The following is an 18,786-nucleotide window of genomic DNA, read 5'->3' on the forward strand; positions in this document are numbered from 1 at the left end:
GCTTGTCGAAGGGCTTGCACTCGCTCGGCCCAAACGGTTTGAACTGTGATTCGCCACATGAAGCAAAACAACCTCCTCGTCGAACTGCTGGTGGAAGAACTGCCGCCCAAGGCACTCAAAAAACTCGGCGACGCCTTTGCCGGGGTATTGTTTGAACAGCTCAAGACGCTCGGCCTGACCGCTGCCGACTCGATAGCCACCGCTTTTGCCTCGCCGCGCCGTCTGGGCGCGCACATCAGCCACGTCAGTCGCAAAGCGCCCGACTTGCCGCTGCGGCAAAAACTGATGCCGCTGGCGGTCGGTCTGGACGCAGCCGGCCAGCCCACCCCGGCCTTGCTGAAAAAGCTGGCCGCACTCGGCGCCGACCTGTCCGACCCGCACGCCGCCGTGGCCGCACTCGAACGCGCGCCCGACGGCAAGGGCATGGCCCTGTACCACTGCAGCCTGGCCAACGGCGCCACACTCGACATCGGCCTACAGGACGCGCTCGACCAAGCGCTGGCCCAGTTGCCCATCCCCAAAGTGATGAGCTACCAGCTCCATCACGACTGCGGCATCGAGAACTTTTTGCCCGGCTGGAGCAGTGTGCACTTCGTGCGGCCGGCGCAGGCCCTGGTGGCGCTGCACGGCAGCACGGTGCTGCCGGTGCGGGCGCTGGGCCTGACGGCGGGCCGACGCACCCAGGGCCACCGCTTTGAAGCCCGCCAGTCGCCGCTGCTGATTGCCGACGCCGACAGCTACGCGCAAACCCTGCTGACCGAAGGCGCTGTGATCGCCAGCTTCGACGACCGGCGCTTTGCCATCGTGCAACAACTCGCACAAGCAGCCGAACGCCTGGGGCCGCTCTACCAGGTGCAAATGGACGAAGCGCTGCTTGACGAAGTCACCGCGCTGGTGGAGCGACCGCAGGTCCTGACCTGCAGCTTCGAAGAGCAATTCCTCGACGTGCCGCAAGAGTGCCTGATTCTGACCATGAAGGCGAACCAGAAATACTTTCCGCTGCTAAACACCCACGGCAAGCTGACCCACAAGTTTCTCGTGGTCAGCAACATCTTCCCGGCCGACCCGAGCGCGGTGATTGGCGGCAACGAGCGCGTGGTGCGAGCGCGCCTGGCCGACGCCAAATTTTTCTTCGACCAAGACCGCAAGAAAACGCTGGCCGCGCGCGTCGCCGGGCTCGATCAGGTGGTTTATCACCACAAACTCGGTAGCCTGGGCGATCGCATGCAGCGCGTGCGCGCCATCGCGAGCGCCATCGGCCAGCAGCTCGGCGGCGCGGCACTGGCGCACAACGCCGCTACCGCCGCCCAACTGGCGAAAACCGATTTGCTGACCGACATGGTGGGCGAATTCCCCGAACTGCAAGGCATCATGGGCGGCTACTACGCGCGCCACGACGGCCTGAACGAGGACATCGCCTGCGCCATCGAAGACCACTACAAACCGCGCTTTGCCGGCGACACGCTGGCGCGCGGCCAAACTGGCCTGGTGCTGGCGCTGGCCGACAAACTGGAAACGCTGGTCGGCATGTTCGGCATTGGCAATCTGCCCAGCGGCGACAAAGACCCATTCGCGCTGCGCCGCCACGCGCTCGGCGTGATCCGCATGCTGGTCGAAAAAGACCTGCCACTGGAACTGAACCGGCTGCTGGCCGACGCTGCGCTGCCATTTGGCACCCTGATCGACACGCCCGGCGCGGCGCTGGCCGAATTCATCGGCGAGCGGCTGGCCAGCGCGCTGCGCGAACAAGGCTTTCGCGCGCAAGAGGTCGATGCCGTGCTGGCACTGCAACCGCAACGCCTGGCCGACGTGACGCGGCGCTTGCAAGCGGTGCGCGACTTTGCCGCGCTGCCCGAAGCACCGGCGCTGGCGGCGGCCAACAAGCGCATCGGCAACATCCTGAAAAAATCCGACGCCGCGCCCGCGGCCCTGAGCGCGCGCCTGCTGGTCGAACCGGCCGAGCACGCGCTGTTTGCCGCCATGCAAGCCAGCCTGCCCAGCGCCCAACTGCACTTCGATGCCGGCCACTACACCGCCGCGCTGGCCGCACTGGCCGCGCTGCGCGCACCGGTCGACGCCTTTTTCGACACCGTGCTGGTCAACACCGACGACGCCGCGCTGAAAGCGAACCGGCTGGCGCTGCTGCAGCGCCTGCACCAAGCCATGAACCGCGTGGCCGACCTGTCGCGCCTGGTGAAATTGGGGTCAGATTCCGATTGTCTTCCCTGCACCCCATGAAGCTGCTCATTCTCGACCGCGACGGCACGCTCAACCGCAGCCGTGAAGACTACGTCGCCTCGCCCGACGAGTGGGAGGCGCTGCCGGGCGCGCTGGAAGCGCTGGCGCGGCTGAACCACGGCGGCTGGCGCGTGGCGCTGGCGACCAACCAGTCCGGCCTGGGGCGCGGCGTGTTCGACATGACCGCGCTCAACGCCATTCACAGCAAGATGCACCGCCAGCTCGCGGCCGTGGGCGCACGGGTGGATGCGGTTTTTTTCTGTCCCCACGTCCCAGAAGACGCCTGCGGCTGCCGCAAACCCGCGCCGGGCTTGTTCGTGCAAATCAGCAAGCGCTTTGGCGTCCCCCCGGCCCAGTTGCCGGTGGTGGGGAACGCGCTGCGCCACGTGCAAGCAGGCGCCGCCGCCGGTTGCCCGACCCACCTGCTGCTGACCGGCAAGTCCGAGTCGCTGCGCGCCCTTGCCGACCCTGGCAGCGTCATTGGCCTGCCACCCGGCACCCGGATACACGAAGACCTGTCGGCCTTTGCCGACTGGCTGTTGCAGCAACCGGTCAAATGACCGCTCTTTTTTCTCCCAAGCCCGCATGATCTTCATCAACTTGCTGCGCGCCGTTTTGCATCTGTTGTTCATGGCCGTCACCGTGGTGCCGTGGGCGCTGGCGGTGCTGATCGCCGCGCCCTTCCTCAACAGCACGCAGGTGTACTGGATGTGCGCGCGCTGGCTCAAACTGTCGGTCGACAGCGGCACCCTGATCCTGGGCATTCGCAACCGCGTGCTCGGTTTTGAAAACCTGCCAACCGCCAGCGACGCGCCGGCCGTGCTGCTGCTCAAGCACCAATCGACCTGGGAGACCTTTTGCATGCCGGCGCTGATGCCACACCCGCTGGCCTTCGTGTTCAAGAAAGAGCTGCTCTACGTGCCGTTTTTCGGTTGGGCCATGGCCTGCATGGACATGATCCACATCGACCGCAGCAAGCGCACCAAGGCGTTCAGCAAGGTGGTCGAACAAGGCCAGCGACTGCTCAACAAGGGCACCTGGGTCATCATGTTTCCCGAAGGCACACGCATGCCGCGCGGCCAAAAGGGCCAGTACAAAAACGGCGGCACGCGGCTGGCGATTGCCACCGGCGCGCCAGTGATCCCGATCGCCGTCAGTTCGGCCAAGTGCTGGCCGAGCAAGGCTTTCATCAAACAGCCGGGCGTGGTCGAGTTCTCGATCGGCAAGCCGATCCCGAGCCAGGGCCGCGAGCCCGACGAATTGATGCGCGAGGTCGAAACCTGGATCGAGGCCGAAATGCGCCGCATCGACCCCAGCGCCTACCCTGACGCCAAGGCCTGAGTTACCGATGCTGCGCTCGATGTCACAGGCACTCGGTGCGTTGCTGCGACCCCACACGCCCGCCGGCTTGCCCGCTGCGCACACGCAGCACCGGCGCGTGCGCCTGGGCGCGCAGGAAGTGGCATACGAATTCAAGCGCGGCCAGCGCCGCAGCATCGGTCTGAGCATCGGCCCCGACGGCTTGCGCGTGCGGGCGCCGAGCTGGACGCCACTGGCCGAGGTCGAAGCGCTGCTGCAAGCCAAGTCGGCCTGGGTGCTGGAGAAGCTGCAGCGCGCGCGCGAGCACGCCGCTGCCCGGGCGGCGGCCCGCACCGTCTGGGCCGACGACGCCGCGCTGCTCTTTCTGGGCCAGCACGTGCGCCTGCGGCTCGAGCCGGCGCAGCGCTTCTCGCCCCCGCGGCTGCAAGCCGCCTTGGCCGCTGCGCAGCCCGCCACGCTGTGCCTGGGACTGGCGGGCTGCGCCAGCGCGCTTCAGATCCGCCACACCACCCAGGCCTGGCTCAGGCAGCAGGCACAGTCGGTGTTCAACGACCGGCTGGCATACTTCGCCCCGCTGCTGCAGGTGCACCCGAGGCGGCTGCAGCTCTCGAATGCCCGCACGCGCTGGGGCAGCGCCAGCGCCGACGGCAGCATCCGCCTGAACTGGCGCCTCATCCACCTGGAGCTGCCGCTGATCGACTACGTGGTGGTACACGAACTCTGCCATCTGCGCCACATGAACCACAGTGCACCCTTCTGGAGCCTCGTCGCCAGCGTCCTGCCCGACCACGCGCAGCGCCGCCAAGCGCTGCGCCGCGCCGTGTTGCCACCGCTGGACGCAGACGTTTGAGTTGAACCCGTTCCCGTTCGGGCTCTGCACCCTTCGACAGGCTTCCTTCGACAAGCTCAGGACGAACGGTTTTTGTCAGGACAAACCCTTCGACAGGCTTCCTTCGACAGGCTCAGGACAGGCCCTTCGACAGGCTCAGGGCGAACGGCTTCTGACGTGACGAACCCACCCAACCATTCGCCCCGAGCACCCAACCGTTCGCCCTGAGCCTGTCGAAGGGCCCAGAGCGAACGGCTTCTGACGTGACGAACCCATCCAACCGTTCGCCCTGAGCCTGTCGAAGGGCCTAGAGCGAGCAGCTTCTGAAGCGCCAGACGCCTTGCGCGTCGCGCTCGCGCCGCAGTTGCCCGGCAAACCACAGCCGGTGCAGGTGCGCCACCGTCTCGCCCATGGCAAAGGTGGTCTGGTGCAGGTCCAGCTCGCGCTTGAACATCAGCGGCAAAATATCGGCGCCGCTGCACGCGCGCTCCTGACAAGCCTGCAACACCTCGGCCAGACGGTCGGCGTGGTGCTGTTTGAGCTGGCCGATGCGCTCGTGCAGACCGGTGAACGGCTTGCCGTGCGAAGGCAATACCAGCGTCTGCGCGGGCAGTGGCAGGTATTTTTCCAGCGATTCCAGAAACAGCCGCAAGGGATCGCTCTCAGGCTCGACGTCGTACACGCTGACGTTGGTCGAAATGCGCGGCAACACCATGTCGCCGCTGATGAGCACGTCGAGCTCGCCGCAGTGCAGGGCCATGTGCTCGGGCGCGTGGCCGTAGCCGCTGATGCAGCGCCAGCCGCGCCCGCCTATGCGCAGCGTCTGGCCGTCTTGCAGGCGACAAAACCGACCCGGCACCTGCGGCACCATGTTCGGGTAGTAGCTGGAGCGGGCACGGATTTTCTCCAGGCTCTGCGGGTCGCTCAGGCCGTGAGCAGCGAAAAAGGCGGCCGCGCCCGCGCCACCAAAGCCGGTGCTGCTGACCGATCCGACGCGCGCGGCGTAGTAGTCGGTGGCGCTGATCCACAGCAGGCACGACCAGCGCTCGCACAGCCAGTACGCCAACCCCACATGGTCCGGGTGCATGTGGGTGACGATCACGCGCAGAATCGGCAGGCCTTCGAGTTCGTTCTCAAAAACGGCTTCCCACTGCGCGCGCGACTCGTCGCGCGCAATGCAGCAATCGACCACCGACCAGCCGTCCCGGCCGTCCAGCGTGTCGCGCAGCAGCCACAGATTGATGTGATCGAGCGCAAACGGCAGGCTCATGCGCAGCCACTTGACGCCCGGCGCCAGCACCAGCGCACGCCCTGGCGGCGGCAGCTCTGCGCCCAGCGGGTAGTGCAAGCGGGCTTCGAGCTGTTCTTTGGTGGGCGGTGTCATGCGCTGGCGTTTCCGGTAAGATGGCTGGGTTTGACGTTAACGTAAACGTCAAATCTGCGCGCATTTTACGCAGCCCCGAACAAGCCTGCTGTCAAGCACCAGACAACACCCGAGTGCCCCATGTCGAGCCACCAGACCTACGGCATCAGCGAGTTGGCGCGCGAGTTCGACCTGAGCACGCGCACGATTCGTTTTTACGAAGACATGGGCCTGCTGCAGCCGCGGCGCGAAGGCCCGGGCGGGCGCAACCGGGTCTACAGCGCGCGCGACCGCACCCGCCTCAAGCTCACCTTGCGCGCCAAGCGCCTGGGCCTGTCGCTGACCGAGGCCAAAGAAATCATAGACATGTACGACAGCCCGCGCGACACCGGCGCGCAGTTGCATAAATTTCTCAGCGTACTGGCCGAACACCGGCACCAGATCGAAGCGCAACTGGCCGATCTGGCGGCCAATCTCGACGAAGTCAAGGCGCACGAAAGAGAAGCCCGCGCCTTGCTGCTCAAAGCCGAACAAAAGCTCGCGCGCGCCAGCTCCGCCTGACGTCTTTGCAACGCTTCATTTCAGGAGACACCCCCGCCATGAACACCCTGCCCGGCCTGGACTTTCAACTCGGCGCCGACATCGACGCGCTGCGCGACGCGGTGCGCGACTTCGCGCAGGCCGAAATTGCCCCGCGCGCGGCCGAAATAGACCGCAGCGACTGTTTTCCCGCCGACCTGTGGCGCAAGATGGGCGACGTGGGCCTGCTCGGCATCACGGTCGGCGCGGAATACGGCGGCGCCGACATGGGCTACCTGGCGCACATGGTGGCGATGGAAGAAATCAGCCGCGCCAGCGCCTCGGTCGGTCTGTCTTATGGCGCGCACAGCAATTTGTGCGTCAACCAGATCAAGCGCAACGGCAGCGCCGCGCAACGGCACAAATACCTGCCCCCACTCATCAGCGGCGAACACATCGGTGCACTCGCCATGAGCGAGTCCGGCGCCGGCTCGGACGTCATGGGCATGCAGCTCAAGGCCGAAGACAAGGGCGGCTACCACCTGCTCAACGGCAGCAAGATGTGGATCACCAACGGCCCCGACGCCGACACGCTGGTGGTCTACGCCAAGAGCGAACCCGAACTCGGCGCGCGCGGCGTGACGGCCTTTCTGATCGAGCGGTCCATGCCCGGCTTTCGCGTCGCGCAAAAGCTCGACAAACTCGGCATGCGCGGCAGCCCCACCGGCGAACTGCTGTTCGACAACGTCGAGGTGCCGCCGGAAAACATCCTGGGCGGCCTCAACCACGGCGCCCGGGTGCTCATGAGCGGGCTGGACTACGAACGCGCGGTGCTGAGCGGCGGTCCGCTGGGCATCATGCAAGCCGTGCTCGACAACGTGATGCCCTACATCCACGACCGCAAGCAGTTCGGCCAAAGCATCGGTGAATTTCAGTTGATTCAGGGCAAAGTGGCCGACATGTACACCGTGCTGCAAGCGGCGCGCTCGTTTGCCTACACGGTGGCGAAGAATCTGGACCTGCTGGGCAGCGAACACGTGCGCCAGGTGCGCAAAGACTGCGCCTCGGTCATTCTGTGGTGCGCCGAACAAGCCACCTGGATGGCCGGCGAAGGCGTGCAGATTTTTGGCGGCAACGGCTACAGCAACGACTACCCGCTCGGGCGCCTGTGGCGCGACGCCAAGCTGTACGAAATAGGCGCCGGAACGAGCGAAATTCGCCGCATGCTGATCGGGCGCGAGCTGTTTGCCCAGACCTGCTGAGCGCCGCGCCGGGGTGCGCTCACAACAGCAGCATGACGCCAAACCAGAGCCCGGCCACCAGCAAGGTGAGCGGGGTTCGCTGCGGCGAACGCCAGACCGCCAGCAGCAAAAACAGGTTGTAGGGCTTGAGCGCAAAGAAAATGACCAGCACCCAGGTCGCCTGCAGGCCCTGCGCCAGCACAATCAAGACCAGAAAGCCGACCAGCAAGTTGAGCAAGGTGGCCACGCCCAGCATGTCGCGCCAGAACAGCAGGCTCAAACTCACCCGGGCCTGCCAGCGCGCGGCAAAAAAATCTTGACAAATGGAAAAGCTCATTGCAACACCTGTGCAAGCATGAACAGCGCCGCTTTGGTCAGCGCAAACAACACCCCGGAGACTACCACGGCGGCCACGACCGAGGTGAACAGACCGGCCAGTATGCAGTAACCGTCGCGCTCCAGAATACCGAGCGCAAAAAAGCTGATCGCCAGCGACGGCAGCGCGTTGCCCAGCGGAATCGGCAGCACCACCAGCAGCGCCAGCAACAGGCACAACAAGCCAACCAGGCGCTCGAACGGCGGACGCACCAGCACACCCAGGCGCGGTCTGAGCAATTTTTCGGCCCGCATGACCCAGGGCACGAGGCGACGCACCAGGGTGACGAAGTCGGCGCGCGCGATCGAGCGCCGCGCCAACCGGGCCGGCAGCCAGGGCCGCAGCCCGAGCATGAGTTGCGGCGCCAGAAAAACCAGCGGTGCGCCCAGCACCGAAGAGGCCCCGGGCGGCAGCGGCAGCACGTTGATGGCGGCAAAAATGAACATCATCGCCGCCAGCGCGCGGTCGCTTAGCGCGTCGAGCAAGTCTGCCACCGAAATGCGCTCGCGGCTGCTGTCGTGGGCCAGCTCGAACAACAGCACCGACAAGTGCCGCCCTGGGCTGCGCGCTGCAGGCGGCAACTCCGGCGGGTTCATGGCAGCTCCGGGCGTCGGCCTGGTCGGTTCATGCCGGGCGCAGCGGTTCTTCGGGCGCCTCAGCGGGCGCCAAGTCGGCATCCGACGGCGGCCGGCTGGCCAGCACCTTGTCTATGGTGCGTCCGTCCATGTCGACGATCTCCAGCCGCCAGCCCTCCCAACTGACCACGTCGGTCACCTTGGGCAAGCGCCCGGTCAGCAGCATCATCATGCCGCTCAGGGTATGGTAGCGGCCGCGCTCCTCGTCGGGCACCGCATCCAGGCCCAGGCGGTCTTTGAGCTCGGGCACCGGAATGTGGCCGTCGAGCAGCCAACTGCCGTCTTCGCGCTGCACGGCCCACGAGGTTTCGGGGTCGCGCGGGCTGAATTCGCCCGTGATGGCCTCGATCAGGTCTTGCAGCGTCACAATGCCCTGCACCTCGCCGTACTCGTCGATCACGAACGCCATGTGCACGTCAGACAGGCGAAAATTGTCCAGCAGTTCCATGCCGGTGATGGTCTCTGGAACATAGAGCGGCGCTTGCAGACTTTGCTCGCCGAGTTCGCGCCGATCGCCGCCGCGCAGCGCGTTGGACAACCAGGCGCGCGCGCTCAGCACGCCCACCACATCGCTCATGCTGCCGCGCACAACCGGAAAGCGCGCATGGTCGGTCTGCTCCACCCGCTCCATATTGGTCTCATACGGCTGCTCCAGGTCCAGCACCACCACGTCGCCGCGCGGCACCATCAAAGAGCCGATCTGGCGGTCGTCGAGCCGAAACACGTTGCGCACCATGGTGTGCTCATGCGACTCGATCACACCGGCGGTGGTGCCCTCGGCCAGCATGGCGTGAATCTCCTCTTCGGTCACGGCGCTGTTGCTGTTGCTCTTGACCTTGAGCAGGCGCAGCAAAGCCTGGGTCGAGAACGATAGCAACAGCACGAAGGGCTTGGTGCCAATGGCCAGCCAGTCGATCGGGCGCGCCACCAGCCGCGCCAGCATCTCTGGGTTTGACTGCGCTATGCGCTTGGGCACCAGCTCACCGACGACGATGGAGAAATAGGTGATGACCACCACCACCAGGCCAGTGGCCAAAATGACGCTGGATTTTTCCGACACGCCCAGCCCGATCAGCCAGGCGGCCAGCGGATCGGCCAGCGCGGCCTCGCCGACGATGCCGTTCAGAATACCGATCGAGGTAATTCCGATCTGGATGGTGGAGAGAAAACGGGTGGGGTCTTCGCCCAGCTTGAGCGCAGCGGCTGCGGCCCCGTCGCCTTCGTCGATCAACTTTTGCAGCCGCACCTTGCGTGCGGTCATGAGCGCGATCTCTGACATGGCAAACAAGCCATTGAACAAGATCAGCGCGACAAGTAAGGCAATTTCCATGGGTTCAGGTTCTCAGGCCGCAGCGACGCAGCACGCCGGCAAGGGTGTGTTTCATCCGGCGCCGATGTGGCGCGCATGACAAGACTGCGGCTGCAGCCGGCGCCGGCGCGCCTGGCATGGTTGCGGCTGCGCGCGCAGGCCAAACGCCGGCGCGCGCAGGCCGCGGCCGGCATGGGAACGCAATCGCTGCAAGCGGTTTCAAAAGGCCTTGATTCTAGCGCGCCCCCGGCAAGACTGCCAGCCCCCAGGCCGCGCCGTCAGCGCATCAGAACGAGTGGCTCAGGCCCAGCACCAGACGGGTCTTGCCGGCCGCACCGGCTTTGTCGGCAGCCGTATCGGCGCCGGAGACGGTGGCCGATGCGCTCAGGCCCGGGTTCAGCGCGTAGCTCAGGCCCAGGTGAAAGTCGCGCGCGCCGCCGAAATTGGCCGAATTGCGAAAACCCACACCGGCGTTGAGCGAAATTTTCTCACCCAGCGGGTGCTCCAGGCTCAGGCTCAGGCGTTCGCGCTGGTCGTTCCAACCGCTCAGGCCGTGCTGGTACTTGACGCTGAAGGCGCTGTAGGCCAGGCTGGCGTAGGCTTCTGTGCCGTTCCAGCCGCCACCGCTGTTCGGGTACAGGTAGCGCACCAGGCCCAGGTCTGCCGTCAGCCCGGGGATGAGCTCGCGGCTGAAACCGCCGTAGAGGTCGATTTCGACATTGGCCTGACCGAACTTGCCGGTGGAATTCCAGTTGCCGATGTAAAAGCCATTGGCAAAAACGTAATCCACCCCGCCCTGCAAGGCGGGAATGAAATTGCCCGGCTGCCGGTTGTCCTGGTCAATGCCCTGGTACTTGTAGAGCGAAACCGCACCGATATTGAACGACAGGCCCTGGGCTTGCACCAAGTTGGGCAGGCTGGCGGCTGCCAGCAGGCTGCCCGCCAAGGCCAGGCGGGTGAAAGTGCTTTTTTTCATGGGGAAACTCCGGTGCAAGATTGATGAAGCGGACACTGGAACACGCGCCCTGAGCAAATTAGCAACAAACGTGCCCACTGTCGCCCCGGTGTCATGGGTTTGTCACGCTTGTTGTTGCCGCTGCGCAAGGTTGCGGCGCCGCTGGCTGCCCTGTTGCTTCGGCCCGGTGAAAACGGGGCAGTCCCTGAAGCGGGGACGCCACAAAGCACGATGAGCCTTGTCCACGGACGCCTCCAGCTTCGTGGCAGTCGCCCTCATGCCCTTGCGCTTGGCGCCCTGTGCGCGGTTCGCGCCAACACCCAGGCGCCCGTGCCGGGCGCAAAAAAACCCCTGCCGCACAAAGACGGCAGGGGTTTGACACAGCAGCCAAGGCTCAGCGGGCCCAAGCCCGCTTGGCATCAGAAGTTGTGGCGAACGCCCACGGCGAACTGGGTGCGATCGAGCGTGCCTCGGCCGGCTACATCGAGTTCGAGACTGCCGTAGTTGACGTAGGCGCTGGTGCGGCGCGACAAAGCGTAGGTGGCGCCGAGCTGGAAGCCGGTGACGTCGATACTGTTGGCCACACCGGCGCGCGTCACGTCGGCCTGACCGAAGTTGCCGAACAGGGTGATGGCGCCCATGGGGACCTGCACGCCCAGGTTCCAGCCGTCGGACTTGACGTCGTTGCCAACGGCTTTGTCGTCGGTCAGGTAGGAGTAGGCCAGCGCAACACGGGCCACTTCGAAGTTGTAGGCGCCGCCGACGGCCCACACGCTGGTGCGTCTGGAAAGACCGGCCATGCCAGGAACAGCGCCGTTGTCACCGAACAGCGGAATAGCAGCACCGGCGTTCCCACCGACCGAGCTGAAAGTGCGGGCGTAGTCAACCCGGTCAAAGGCGGCGGCCAGCGTCAGCGGGCCGGCGGCGTAAATGGCGTTCAGGCCGAAGGAGTTGTCGTTGCGAGCATCAGCAGGAACGTTGTCATGCTCGCCCACGCCGGCCTGCGCCGTCACGGTCACACCGCTGAAGCTGGGGCTGATGTAGGTGATGGCGTTGCTGCTGCGAGCGCGGTTGTGCAGCAGGGGAATGTAGCCGGGCGAAGCCAGGCCGCCGCCGAAGTCGACCGCGCCCTGAACGGTGTGGTAGGGCGTAACCTGGCGGCCCAGGCGAACTTCACCGAAGGCGCCGCTCAGACCGACGAAGGACTGACGGTTGCTGATGGTGAAGGTATCTTCGCTGGGGTCAAGGCCCCCCTCGACCAGGAAGTTGGCGCGCAGACCGGCGCCCAGATCTTCGTTGCCGCGAATACCGATGCGCGAGGCGCCGGAAACCGACATCATGCGGTTGCGCTCCATACTTGCCGGACCCAGTCCCGCAATGCCGGTGGTGTTGGTGTTTTCCTGCATGGCAATGCCCATGTCCACCACGCCGTACAGCGTGACGGCAGACTGGGCAAAAGCGGCGCCGGTGGCGGCGACGGCGGCCAGGGCAATCAAGGTCTTTTTCATTGAGATTTCTCCAGAGTTGAAAAAATGAGCCGGCAGGCCTGACGGCCCACAAACCAACTTCCGTGCTTGGAAGCTGCGCCCATTGCACCAGAAGCCGCGCCAGGATGCAAAGATTTCCCGCACCGGCGCGCTTTTGTGTCGCTTGGCCGCAACAAAGCGCGCCACAGCCCGGCTTTTACTGGCGTGCGCTGCGCGAAAGCACGGGCTGCGGCCGCGGGTGGCTGCTGCGCCAGGGGTTGATGTCTATGCCGCCACGGCGCGTGTAGCGCGCGTACACAAACAAGCGGCTGGGCCGGCAGCGCGCCATGAGGTCGGTGTAGATGCGCTCGACGCAGGGCTCGTGAAATTCCTGCTGCAAGCGGTAGCTGACCAGGTATTGCAGCAAGCCGGCCTGGTCTATGGCGGGGCCGCTGTAGGCAATTTGCACGCTGGCCCAGTCGGGCTGGCCAGTGACTTGGCAGTTGCTCTTGAGCAAGTGGCTGAGCAGGGTTTCGTGCACCGGCGCTGCGTCGCTGGCGCTGCGCAGCAGCTCGGGCGCCACCTGCTCGTGCTGGCATTCCACGTCCAGGCGGTCCAGGCACAGGCCGTCGAGCTCTTGCAGCGTTTGGCTGGCAAATTCGGGCGGCAGCAGCAGGCGCACGCCGGGCAGCGAGCGCACCGGCGCGCCGCCCCAAATGGCGGCCGCCAGGTCGGCGCGCAGGGTCTGGCGCACCGCCTCGGCGCTGTCAAAGCGGGTTTGGTTAAAGCTGTTGAGGTAGAGCTTGAACGACTTGCTCTCGACCATGTGGCTGCTGTGGCAGTCTATGCTGATCTGCGCCAGCGCCACCTGCGGCTTGCCCCTGGGGTTGAGCCAGCTCAGCTCGTAGGCGCTCCAGAGGTCGGCGCCGACAAAGGGCAGCGGCTCGCCAATGCCGAGTTCGCTGCGCCGGCTTGCGCGCGGCAGCGCAAACAGCAGCGTGGGGTCATAGCGGTCGGGGTAGCGGCTGGCTTGGCCCAGCGGCGATTGCGCGGCGGTGTGGGGTTTCATGGGGCGGGCTGGGGCGGCTATGCGCTGAGATTTTGAAGGACACTTCTAAGAATACCCGTTCGCCCGAATGGAGGTTCTTGGATTCATAGAAGCGCCCTGCAACTACCCGTTCACCCTGAGCTTGTCGAAGGGCCTGTCCTGAGCCTGTCGAAGGAATAGAGGCGCTCTTATGAGCATGCAGCAAAACTCAATCGGCCTGGCTGGCGCTCCACTCCAGCAGGGCTTCGAGCGCGGGCCGCGCGGCCGGGGCGTTGGGGTGGTTGATGATGGCCACCACGGCCAAGCGCGTGCCGCTGCGGGCGAAGACGTAGCCGGCGATGCCGCTGACGTCGCGCAGGGTGCCGGTTTTCAACCAGGCGTTGCCGCGCGCCGCACTGTGTTCGCCGCGCGCCATGCGCGCGGCCGTTCCTTTTACCCCGGCCAGCGCCAGTGAGCGCGTGAACTGCTCGCCCTGCGGGTGCGAATCGGCATGGCGCAGCAGGCTGACCAGGGCTTCGGGGGTGATGCGCTCGTCGCGCGAGAGGCCGGAGCCGTTGTCCAGCACCGGGGTGGCGTAGCGGGTGCCAAAGGTGCTGTGCCACCAGCGGTGCATGACTTCGCGCGAGCGCTCGAAACCGCCTACGCGCACGGGAGTCAGGCGTTCGCGCGGCACCGTCAGCGCGTTGATGCGCTCTGGCGCGAGCTGCCCCAGGGTGAGAAAGACCTGCTGCGCCATGACGTTGTTGCTCAGGCGGTTGACGTCGTCGATGATTTCAGACAAGGGCAGCGAGCGCGCTTCGTGCAGCAAGCGCGCACCCGCCGGCGTGCGGCCGGCGCGCACGCTGCCGGTGAGGGCTCCGCCACCGGCGCGCCAAAGACCCTCGAGCGCGCGCGCAGCGTGGCTGGCCGGCTCCTGGTAGGCCAGCGACCAGCTTTGTTCGCCGCAACGCTGCGGGAACTGGCCCTCGAAACGGATGGCGTTCGCGTCGTCAAAGCGGGCTTGCAGGCCGGCGCGCCAGTTGCCACAGGGCGCGCGCGACAGCGGCACTTGCGCATCAATGGCCAGCCCCTGCAGCGGCGGCACGCTGCTGACGCGCGCCACGCCGGCCGCCTGGTCGGGTGCAAAGCGCAGCTCGACGGTGCGAAAGTTGACCAGCAACGCGTCTGGCCCGGCGTTGTAGGGGCGCAGGGCGGCGCCGTCAAAGGCGCCGGGGTCGTGTACCGGCAAGTCAAAGGCGCTGTGGTCGAGCACCAGGTCGCCCAGAATCACGTACACGCCCTGCTGTTGCAAGTTGCCGAAAGCGGCTTGCAGGCGTTCGTACACCAGTTTGGGGTCGCCGCCGCCGCGCACGTACAGGTTGCCGCGCAGCACGCCGTGCGAGACGGGACCACCGGCGTAGAAGTCGGTGTGCCAGGTGAAGTCGGGGCCGAGCAGGTCGATGGCGGCGTAGGTGGTGACCAGCTTCATGACCGAGGCGGGGTTGACCACGGCATGCGCGCGGTGGCGCAGCCGCTCGCGCGGCTGCGGGCCCAGCGTGACCACCAGCGCCGAGAACGCGCTCGGCGGCACGTCGGCACGCGCCAGCGCGGCCCGCACGGCGGGTGGCAAGGGGTCATCGGGCGGCAGCGCCTGGGCCGCGGCGGGCAAGGCCCACGCGCTGGCAGCAGCCAGCAGCCAGCCAGCCAGCGCTGGCCGGGCGGCGCGTCTCAGGCTCAAGAGGCAAGCGCAAAAAAGAAGCGGCATGGTCGCGTTGATTATCGGTCGTTTGCGGCGCGCGCACTGGCAGCGCCGCCGGCGCGGCGCGCCGGATCATTCTGAATCCGGCCGGTGTGGTGCTGCACGCTTGCTGCAACACACAAAACCGCTGGTTGGTGAAAACAAATTCAGCCCATTTGTCGCAGACAAACCAGAACCTGAATCCGTGACAAAGCAACCAAAAAACATGACCCCAAACGCTCGACCCAAACACTCAAACAAAAAAGCCGCTCACAGGAGCGGCTTTTTGCCGGACGCTTGCCCGCTGAATCAGAATCGCAGGTTGAGCCGAAGCACGGTGGTGGTGCCACTCACCTCGTTGCTCACGATCAGCAGCGGTTGGCCGTTGGGCGACTGGCGAGCCGGCACGAACACCAGGCCTTCGGGGCCCAGGTCGCCAATGGTGGCGAGCCCGCCGATGGCCGCTGCGGCTGCGGGATCGCTCGTCCATTCGTCGCGGGTGTTCAGGTAGTCCACACGAAAAGGTGCGCTGGGGTTGGTGATGTCGTACACCAGCACACCGCCCATGCGCTCCAGACCAATGAAGGCGAAGGTTTTGCTGCCTATGGTGCCCACCGCCACGCCTTCGGGCTCGGGGCCTTTGGCGTCGCTGCGGCTGTCTTTGGCGTTGCCTTCGTTGTGCCCGCTGTTAAAGAAGTCGACGCAAGGAATATTGCGTGTGCTGCCGAGTCGGCAATCAGCGCTGGCAAGGAAGTTTTCGATCGCGGCGCCCGAGTCCCAGACCAGCTTGCCGTTTTCGTCCCAGATGCTGAAGGAGCGCGCGCCGTAGCTGTAGAGCCTGTTGTACATGAGGCGGTCGCCGGCGGGGTGTTGCACGCCCGCGCTGGTAAAGCGCAGGGGCATGCCTTGGGCGTCAGTCCTGAACCCCTGTGTCCAAGTGATCATGAGCCGTCCGAGCTGATCGGGGGCGTTGCAGGTGCCCGGGCTGCCCGCCACCGCACCGCAGTAACCGAACACCGCCGGGTCGAGCAGGGCACCCAGCACCGGCGTGGGGGTGGGGCCCGCCACTGCGCGCAGTTGCGGTGGCACCACTTGCCAGCCAGCGGGCCTGACCAGGGCCGCGACCCGCAGCTCTTCCACAAAGCCCAGCGCCGGGTTCTGGGTGCCCAAGTAGGCGGGGTTGCCCTCACCCCAGGCGCGGGCGTCGCCCTCGTTCGCGGTCACCAGGAAGGTTCGGCCGCCCACAGTGTACGAGGCTATGGTATCGGGCTGGAACATGCCGAAGACACCGGGCCAGGTTCTGATGTTGATCGTGTTGCCGTCTCGGTCTGAAACGTCAAGCTCGTTACCGGCAGTTCCGTGGTTTTTTAAACCCAGTGGAAGAATATCAGTGACGGTGGCGGTGGCGATGTCTACCTTGGCCAGCGCATTGTTCTCCTGCAGCGTGACCCAGGCGGTGCGGCCATCGGCCGAGATGGCAATGGACTCAGGCTCAAGGTCTTGCGATGCCGAGGCGCCGGGGCCGCGCGGAACGTCTCGGGGGCAGGCAACTTCTTGTCCAATGCCTTGCGAAGCCGGGACGCCAGGGCCGTAAATTCGAATACCACGTGCGCGCAGCGTATCTTCCTGCCCGTTGAAGGTGCAAAGACAAGCGGTGCGCACCACCGGGCGGGCGGGGTTGCTCACGTCGATGATGCTGATGCTGCCGTCGGGGTCGATCTGATAATCGTCGCTGGGTTCGCCTTCGTTGGCGGTAAGCACGGTCCGGCCGTCGGGCGTGAAGGTAACCATGTCGGGCTGCGCGCCCACCGTGGCGGTACCGAGCAGGCTCAGGTCGCTGGCGCGGTAGAGCGCCATGCGGCCGGGGTCGGTCTTGCGTGGCGCCTGAATAGCCACAGCCACCAGGCCGTTGAACACGGCCACGCTGTTGATGGAAGAGCCCGCCAGCACGGTGTTGCTGGCGAGCTGGGTGATGAAGCGAGGCAGCGCAGGGTTGCTCAGGTCGATCACATCAATCATGCCAGCTTGGGCGTTGACGACAAACAGTCGCTTGCTGGCCGCGTCAAAAGCAGGTATTTCGGCCGCACTCACGCCATACTGGTTGGTTCTGAAGACGCCGATTCTTTCCAGCGACAGGCTGGCCGGGGTGGCTTCAGGGGGAGGCGCGTCGTCACCGCCGCCACAGGCGCTGAGCAGGGCTGCGGCGGCGAGGGCAGCAGCCAGCAGGTTCAGGCCGGTGCGAGGGAAAGAGGCTGGGCGTTTAGTCATGAAGCAGTCCGAATTCAGGGGTGATGTAGCCTTTGGTTTTAATCGCTTGGGATGACATTTTTATTAAATCATCGTGATTTTGGTAAAAATTTGCGTCGTCAACACGACGGCGCGATCCGAATGTCAAGCTCCGCCTGTTCCTCGCGCGTAGCCTTTCGCGCAGAGATGATGCGAATGGCATCGCCCTCGGCTCGATAGCAGTGAGCCACGATGCTTGGGATCCCACTCGAAGTACAAGAGGGACTTGCGTGCACTGTACGTACGATGTACGGAAGCCGCAACGAACGGCATGTGGTGCTGGCTGTGCGGTCACCGTCAATACTGTTCAGGGTACTTCTATAACGCCGTCATTTCGTACCTGACACGGAATCCAGTTCCTTGACTTTGCTGTGGTCCCGCCTGAGCGGGAATGAAGAAAACAGGATTTATGGAAGTGCACCCACATGAACCATCCCGGTTGAAGCAGAGTGACGGGAAAAACCCAATCCAAAATGGAATGGAAACAGAAAAATCAGCAAAAAATTCGGACGAATCGACGCCAGCTCACGGATTCAGGCTTCCAGAAATGCCCCTTGCCACCCCCCGTTCGCCCTGAGCCTGTCGAAGGGCTACGCCCGAACGGTTGCTGCCTCACTGGGCCAGAGCACTAACGGGCAATCTCAGATAATCGCACCATGCTTTCTTTGCCTGCCCGCGCCCAGCCTGCCCCGTGCGCCAGCCTGCGCCTGCTGGCGCTCGAGACCAGCACCCACAGCCTGTCGCTGGCGCTGGGCAGCGGCAGCCCGGGCGGCCCGCTGTGGCAGCGCAGCGGCGCGGGCGGCGCGCAGGCATCGGGCAGCGTGCTGGCGCTGGTGGACGAGTTGCTGGCCCAGGCCGGCTGGCCGCTGGCTGGCCTGGACGCGCTGGTGTTTGGCCGCGGCCCGGGTTCTTTCACCGGCCTGCGCACCGCCTGCGCGGTGGCGCAGGGGCTGGCTTATGGCGCGCAACTGCCGGTGCTGGCGCTCGATACGCTGCTGGCGCTGGCCGAACAAGCGCGTTGGTTGCAAGAGCAGGCGGGCCAGCCGGCGCCGCCACTGATTGTGGCGCTGCTCGACGCCCGCATGGGCCAGCTCTACGCCGCGCCCTACGCCAACGGCACGCCGGGTTTGCAGCCGCTGGCGGCACCGTTTCTGTGCGCGCCACACAAACTGGGCGCGCACCTGGCGCAGCGCCTGCCCGGTGTGGCGCTGCACCCGGACGCGCCGGTTTTGCTGGCAGGCAATGTGTTTGAGGCCTACGGCGCAGCACTGGCCGGCTTGCCTGCGGCGCGCTTGTGCGCCCTGCCCTGCGCCAGCGCCCTGTTGCGCCTGGCGCCGGCTTTGCTGGCAGCGGGGGCGGCGGTGGCGCCAGCACAGGCGCTGCCGCTGTACGTGCGCGACCAGGTGGCGCTGACCACGGCCGAGCGCGAGCACCTGCGCACGGCTGGCGCTGCGCTGCCGGCTTGAGCCGCCGAGACCGCAGCA

At 65.7% G+C, this 18,786-nt stretch carries 16 protein-coding genes; 7 read left to right on the plus strand and 9 right to left on the minus strand.

What is annotated here, in order from left to right; genetic code table 11:
- Window positions 1–57: 57 nt before the first annotated feature.
- Genes glyS through EST26_RS06570 form a run of 4 tightly spaced genes read left to right on the plus strand, consistent with a single transcriptional unit; the run spans window position 58 to window position 4,408 of the window.
- Window positions 58–2,238, plus strand: a complete 2,181-nt coding sequence (gene glyS, locus EST26_RS06555; protein WP_291066339.1) for a glycine--tRNA ligase subunit beta — start codon at window positions 58–60, stop codon at window positions 2,236–2,238.
- Window positions 2,235–2,798 carry a D-glycero-beta-D-manno-heptose 1,7-bisphosphate 7-phosphatase gene (gmhB, locus tag EST26_RS06560; RefSeq protein WP_291066341.1) on the plus strand — a complete coding sequence of 188 codons (564 nt, stop codon included), beginning with the start codon at window positions 2,235–2,237 and terminating at the stop codon, window positions 2,796–2,798. The genes glyS and gmhB overlap by 4 nt, the downstream gene beginning before the upstream one ends.
- A gap of 34 nt (window positions 2,799–2,832) precedes the next feature.
- Window positions 2,833–3,579, plus strand: a complete 747-nt coding sequence (locus tag EST26_RS06565; RefSeq protein WP_291066412.1) for a lysophospholipid acyltransferase family protein — start codon at window positions 2,833–2,835, stop codon at window positions 3,577–3,579.
- Window positions 3,580–3,586: 7 nt separating this feature from the next.
- Window positions 3,587–4,408, plus strand: coding sequence for a SprT family zinc-dependent metalloprotease (locus EST26_RS06570; RefSeq protein WP_291066343.1), 822 nt, complete (start codon window positions 3,587–3,589; stop codon window positions 4,406–4,408).
- Between the two features lie 286 nt (window positions 4,409–4,694).
- Here EST26_RS06570 and EST26_RS06575 read toward each other — a convergent pair whose 3' ends face one another.
- Window positions 4,695–5,771, minus strand: a complete 1,077-nt coding sequence (locus EST26_RS06575; protein ID WP_291066344.1) for an MBL fold metallo-hydrolase — start codon at window positions 5,769–5,771, stop codon at window positions 4,695–4,697.
- Window positions 5,772–5,891: 120 nt separating this feature from the next.
- On the opposite strand from EST26_RS06575, the gene EST26_RS06580 reads away from it, so the two are divergent.
- Together EST26_RS06580 and EST26_RS06585 are read left to right on the plus strand one after the other, a co-directional pair.
- Entirely contained in the window at window positions 5,892–6,311 is a 420-nt protein-coding gene (locus tag EST26_RS06580) for a MerR family DNA-binding transcriptional regulator (RefSeq protein ID WP_291066346.1), read from the plus strand.
- A 38-nt stretch (window positions 6,312–6,349) separates the two neighbouring features.
- Window positions 6,350–7,531 carry an isovaleryl-CoA dehydrogenase gene (locus tag EST26_RS06585; RefSeq protein ID WP_291066347.1) on the plus strand — a complete coding sequence of 394 codons (1,182 nt, stop codon included), beginning with the start codon at window positions 6,350–6,352 and terminating at the stop codon, window positions 7,529–7,531.
- Window positions 7,532–7,550: 19 nt separating this feature from the next.
- Here EST26_RS06585 and EST26_RS06590 read toward each other — a convergent pair whose 3' ends face one another.
- The 8 genes from EST26_RS06590 to EST26_RS06625 form a co-directional block, all read right to left on the minus strand.
- Window positions 7,551–7,847 carry a hypothetical protein gene (locus EST26_RS06590; protein WP_291066349.1) on the minus strand — a complete coding sequence of 99 codons (297 nt, stop codon included), beginning with the start codon at window positions 7,845–7,847 and terminating at the stop codon, window positions 7,551–7,553.
- Window positions 7,844–8,482: an exopolysaccharide biosynthesis protein gene (locus EST26_RS06595; RefSeq protein WP_291066351.1), complete on the minus strand. Its 639-nt coding sequence runs from the start codon at window positions 8,480–8,482 to the stop codon at window positions 7,844–7,846. Before EST26_RS06595 ends, EST26_RS06590 begins: the two co-directional genes overlap by 4 nt.
- A 28-nt stretch (window positions 8,483–8,510) precedes the next feature.
- A complete protein-coding gene (locus EST26_RS06600; protein ID WP_291066353.1) occupies window positions 8,511–9,851 on the minus strand; it encodes a hemolysin family protein in 1,341 nt (446 codons plus the stop codon).
- A gap of 265 nt (window positions 9,852–10,116) precedes the next feature.
- Entirely contained in the window at window positions 10,117–10,806 is a 690-nt protein-coding gene (locus EST26_RS06605; protein WP_291066355.1) for a TorF family putative porin, read from the minus strand.
- Window positions 10,807–11,204: 398 nt separating this feature from the next.
- Complete coding sequence (locus tag EST26_RS06610) at window positions 11,205–12,293, minus strand: porin (RefSeq protein WP_291066357.1); 1,089 nt, start codon at window positions 12,291–12,293, stop codon at window positions 11,205–11,207.
- A 175-nt stretch (window positions 12,294–12,468) separates the two neighbouring features.
- Window positions 12,469–13,320: an NADPH-dependent 7-cyano-7-deazaguanine reductase QueF gene (gene queF, locus EST26_RS06615; RefSeq protein ID WP_291066359.1), complete on the minus strand. Its 852-nt coding sequence runs from the start codon at window positions 13,318–13,320 to the stop codon at window positions 12,469–12,471.
- A gap of 187 nt (window positions 13,321–13,507) precedes the next feature.
- The gene (gene dacB, locus EST26_RS06620) at window positions 13,508–15,016 is read right to left on the minus strand and encodes a D-alanyl-D-alanine carboxypeptidase/D-alanyl-D-alanine-endopeptidase (protein ID WP_291066361.1); all 1,509 of its coding nucleotides are present in this window, start codon (window positions 15,014–15,016) and stop codon (window positions 13,508–13,510) included.
- Window positions 15,017–15,325: 309 nt separating this feature from the next.
- Window positions 15,326–17,284 (minus strand): choice-of-anchor I family protein, encoded by a 1,959-nt coding sequence (locus EST26_RS06625; RefSeq protein WP_291066363.1) that lies wholly within the window; start codon window positions 17,282–17,284, stop codon window positions 15,326–15,328.
- A gap of 674 nt (window positions 17,285–17,958) precedes the next feature.
- On the opposite strand from EST26_RS06625, the gene tsaB reads away from it, so the two are divergent.
- Entirely contained in the window at window positions 17,959–18,768 is an 810-nt protein-coding gene (gene tsaB / locus EST26_RS06630) for a tRNA (adenosine(37)-N6)-threonylcarbamoyltransferase complex dimerization subunit type 1 TsaB (protein ID WP_291066365.1), read from the plus strand.
- Window positions 18,769–18,786 lie beyond the last annotated feature (18 nt).

This window comes from Hydrogenophaga sp., assembly GCF_014773545.1.
Classification (GTDB): domain Bacteria; phylum Pseudomonadota; class Gammaproteobacteria; order Burkholderiales; family Burkholderiaceae_C; genus Hydrogenophaga.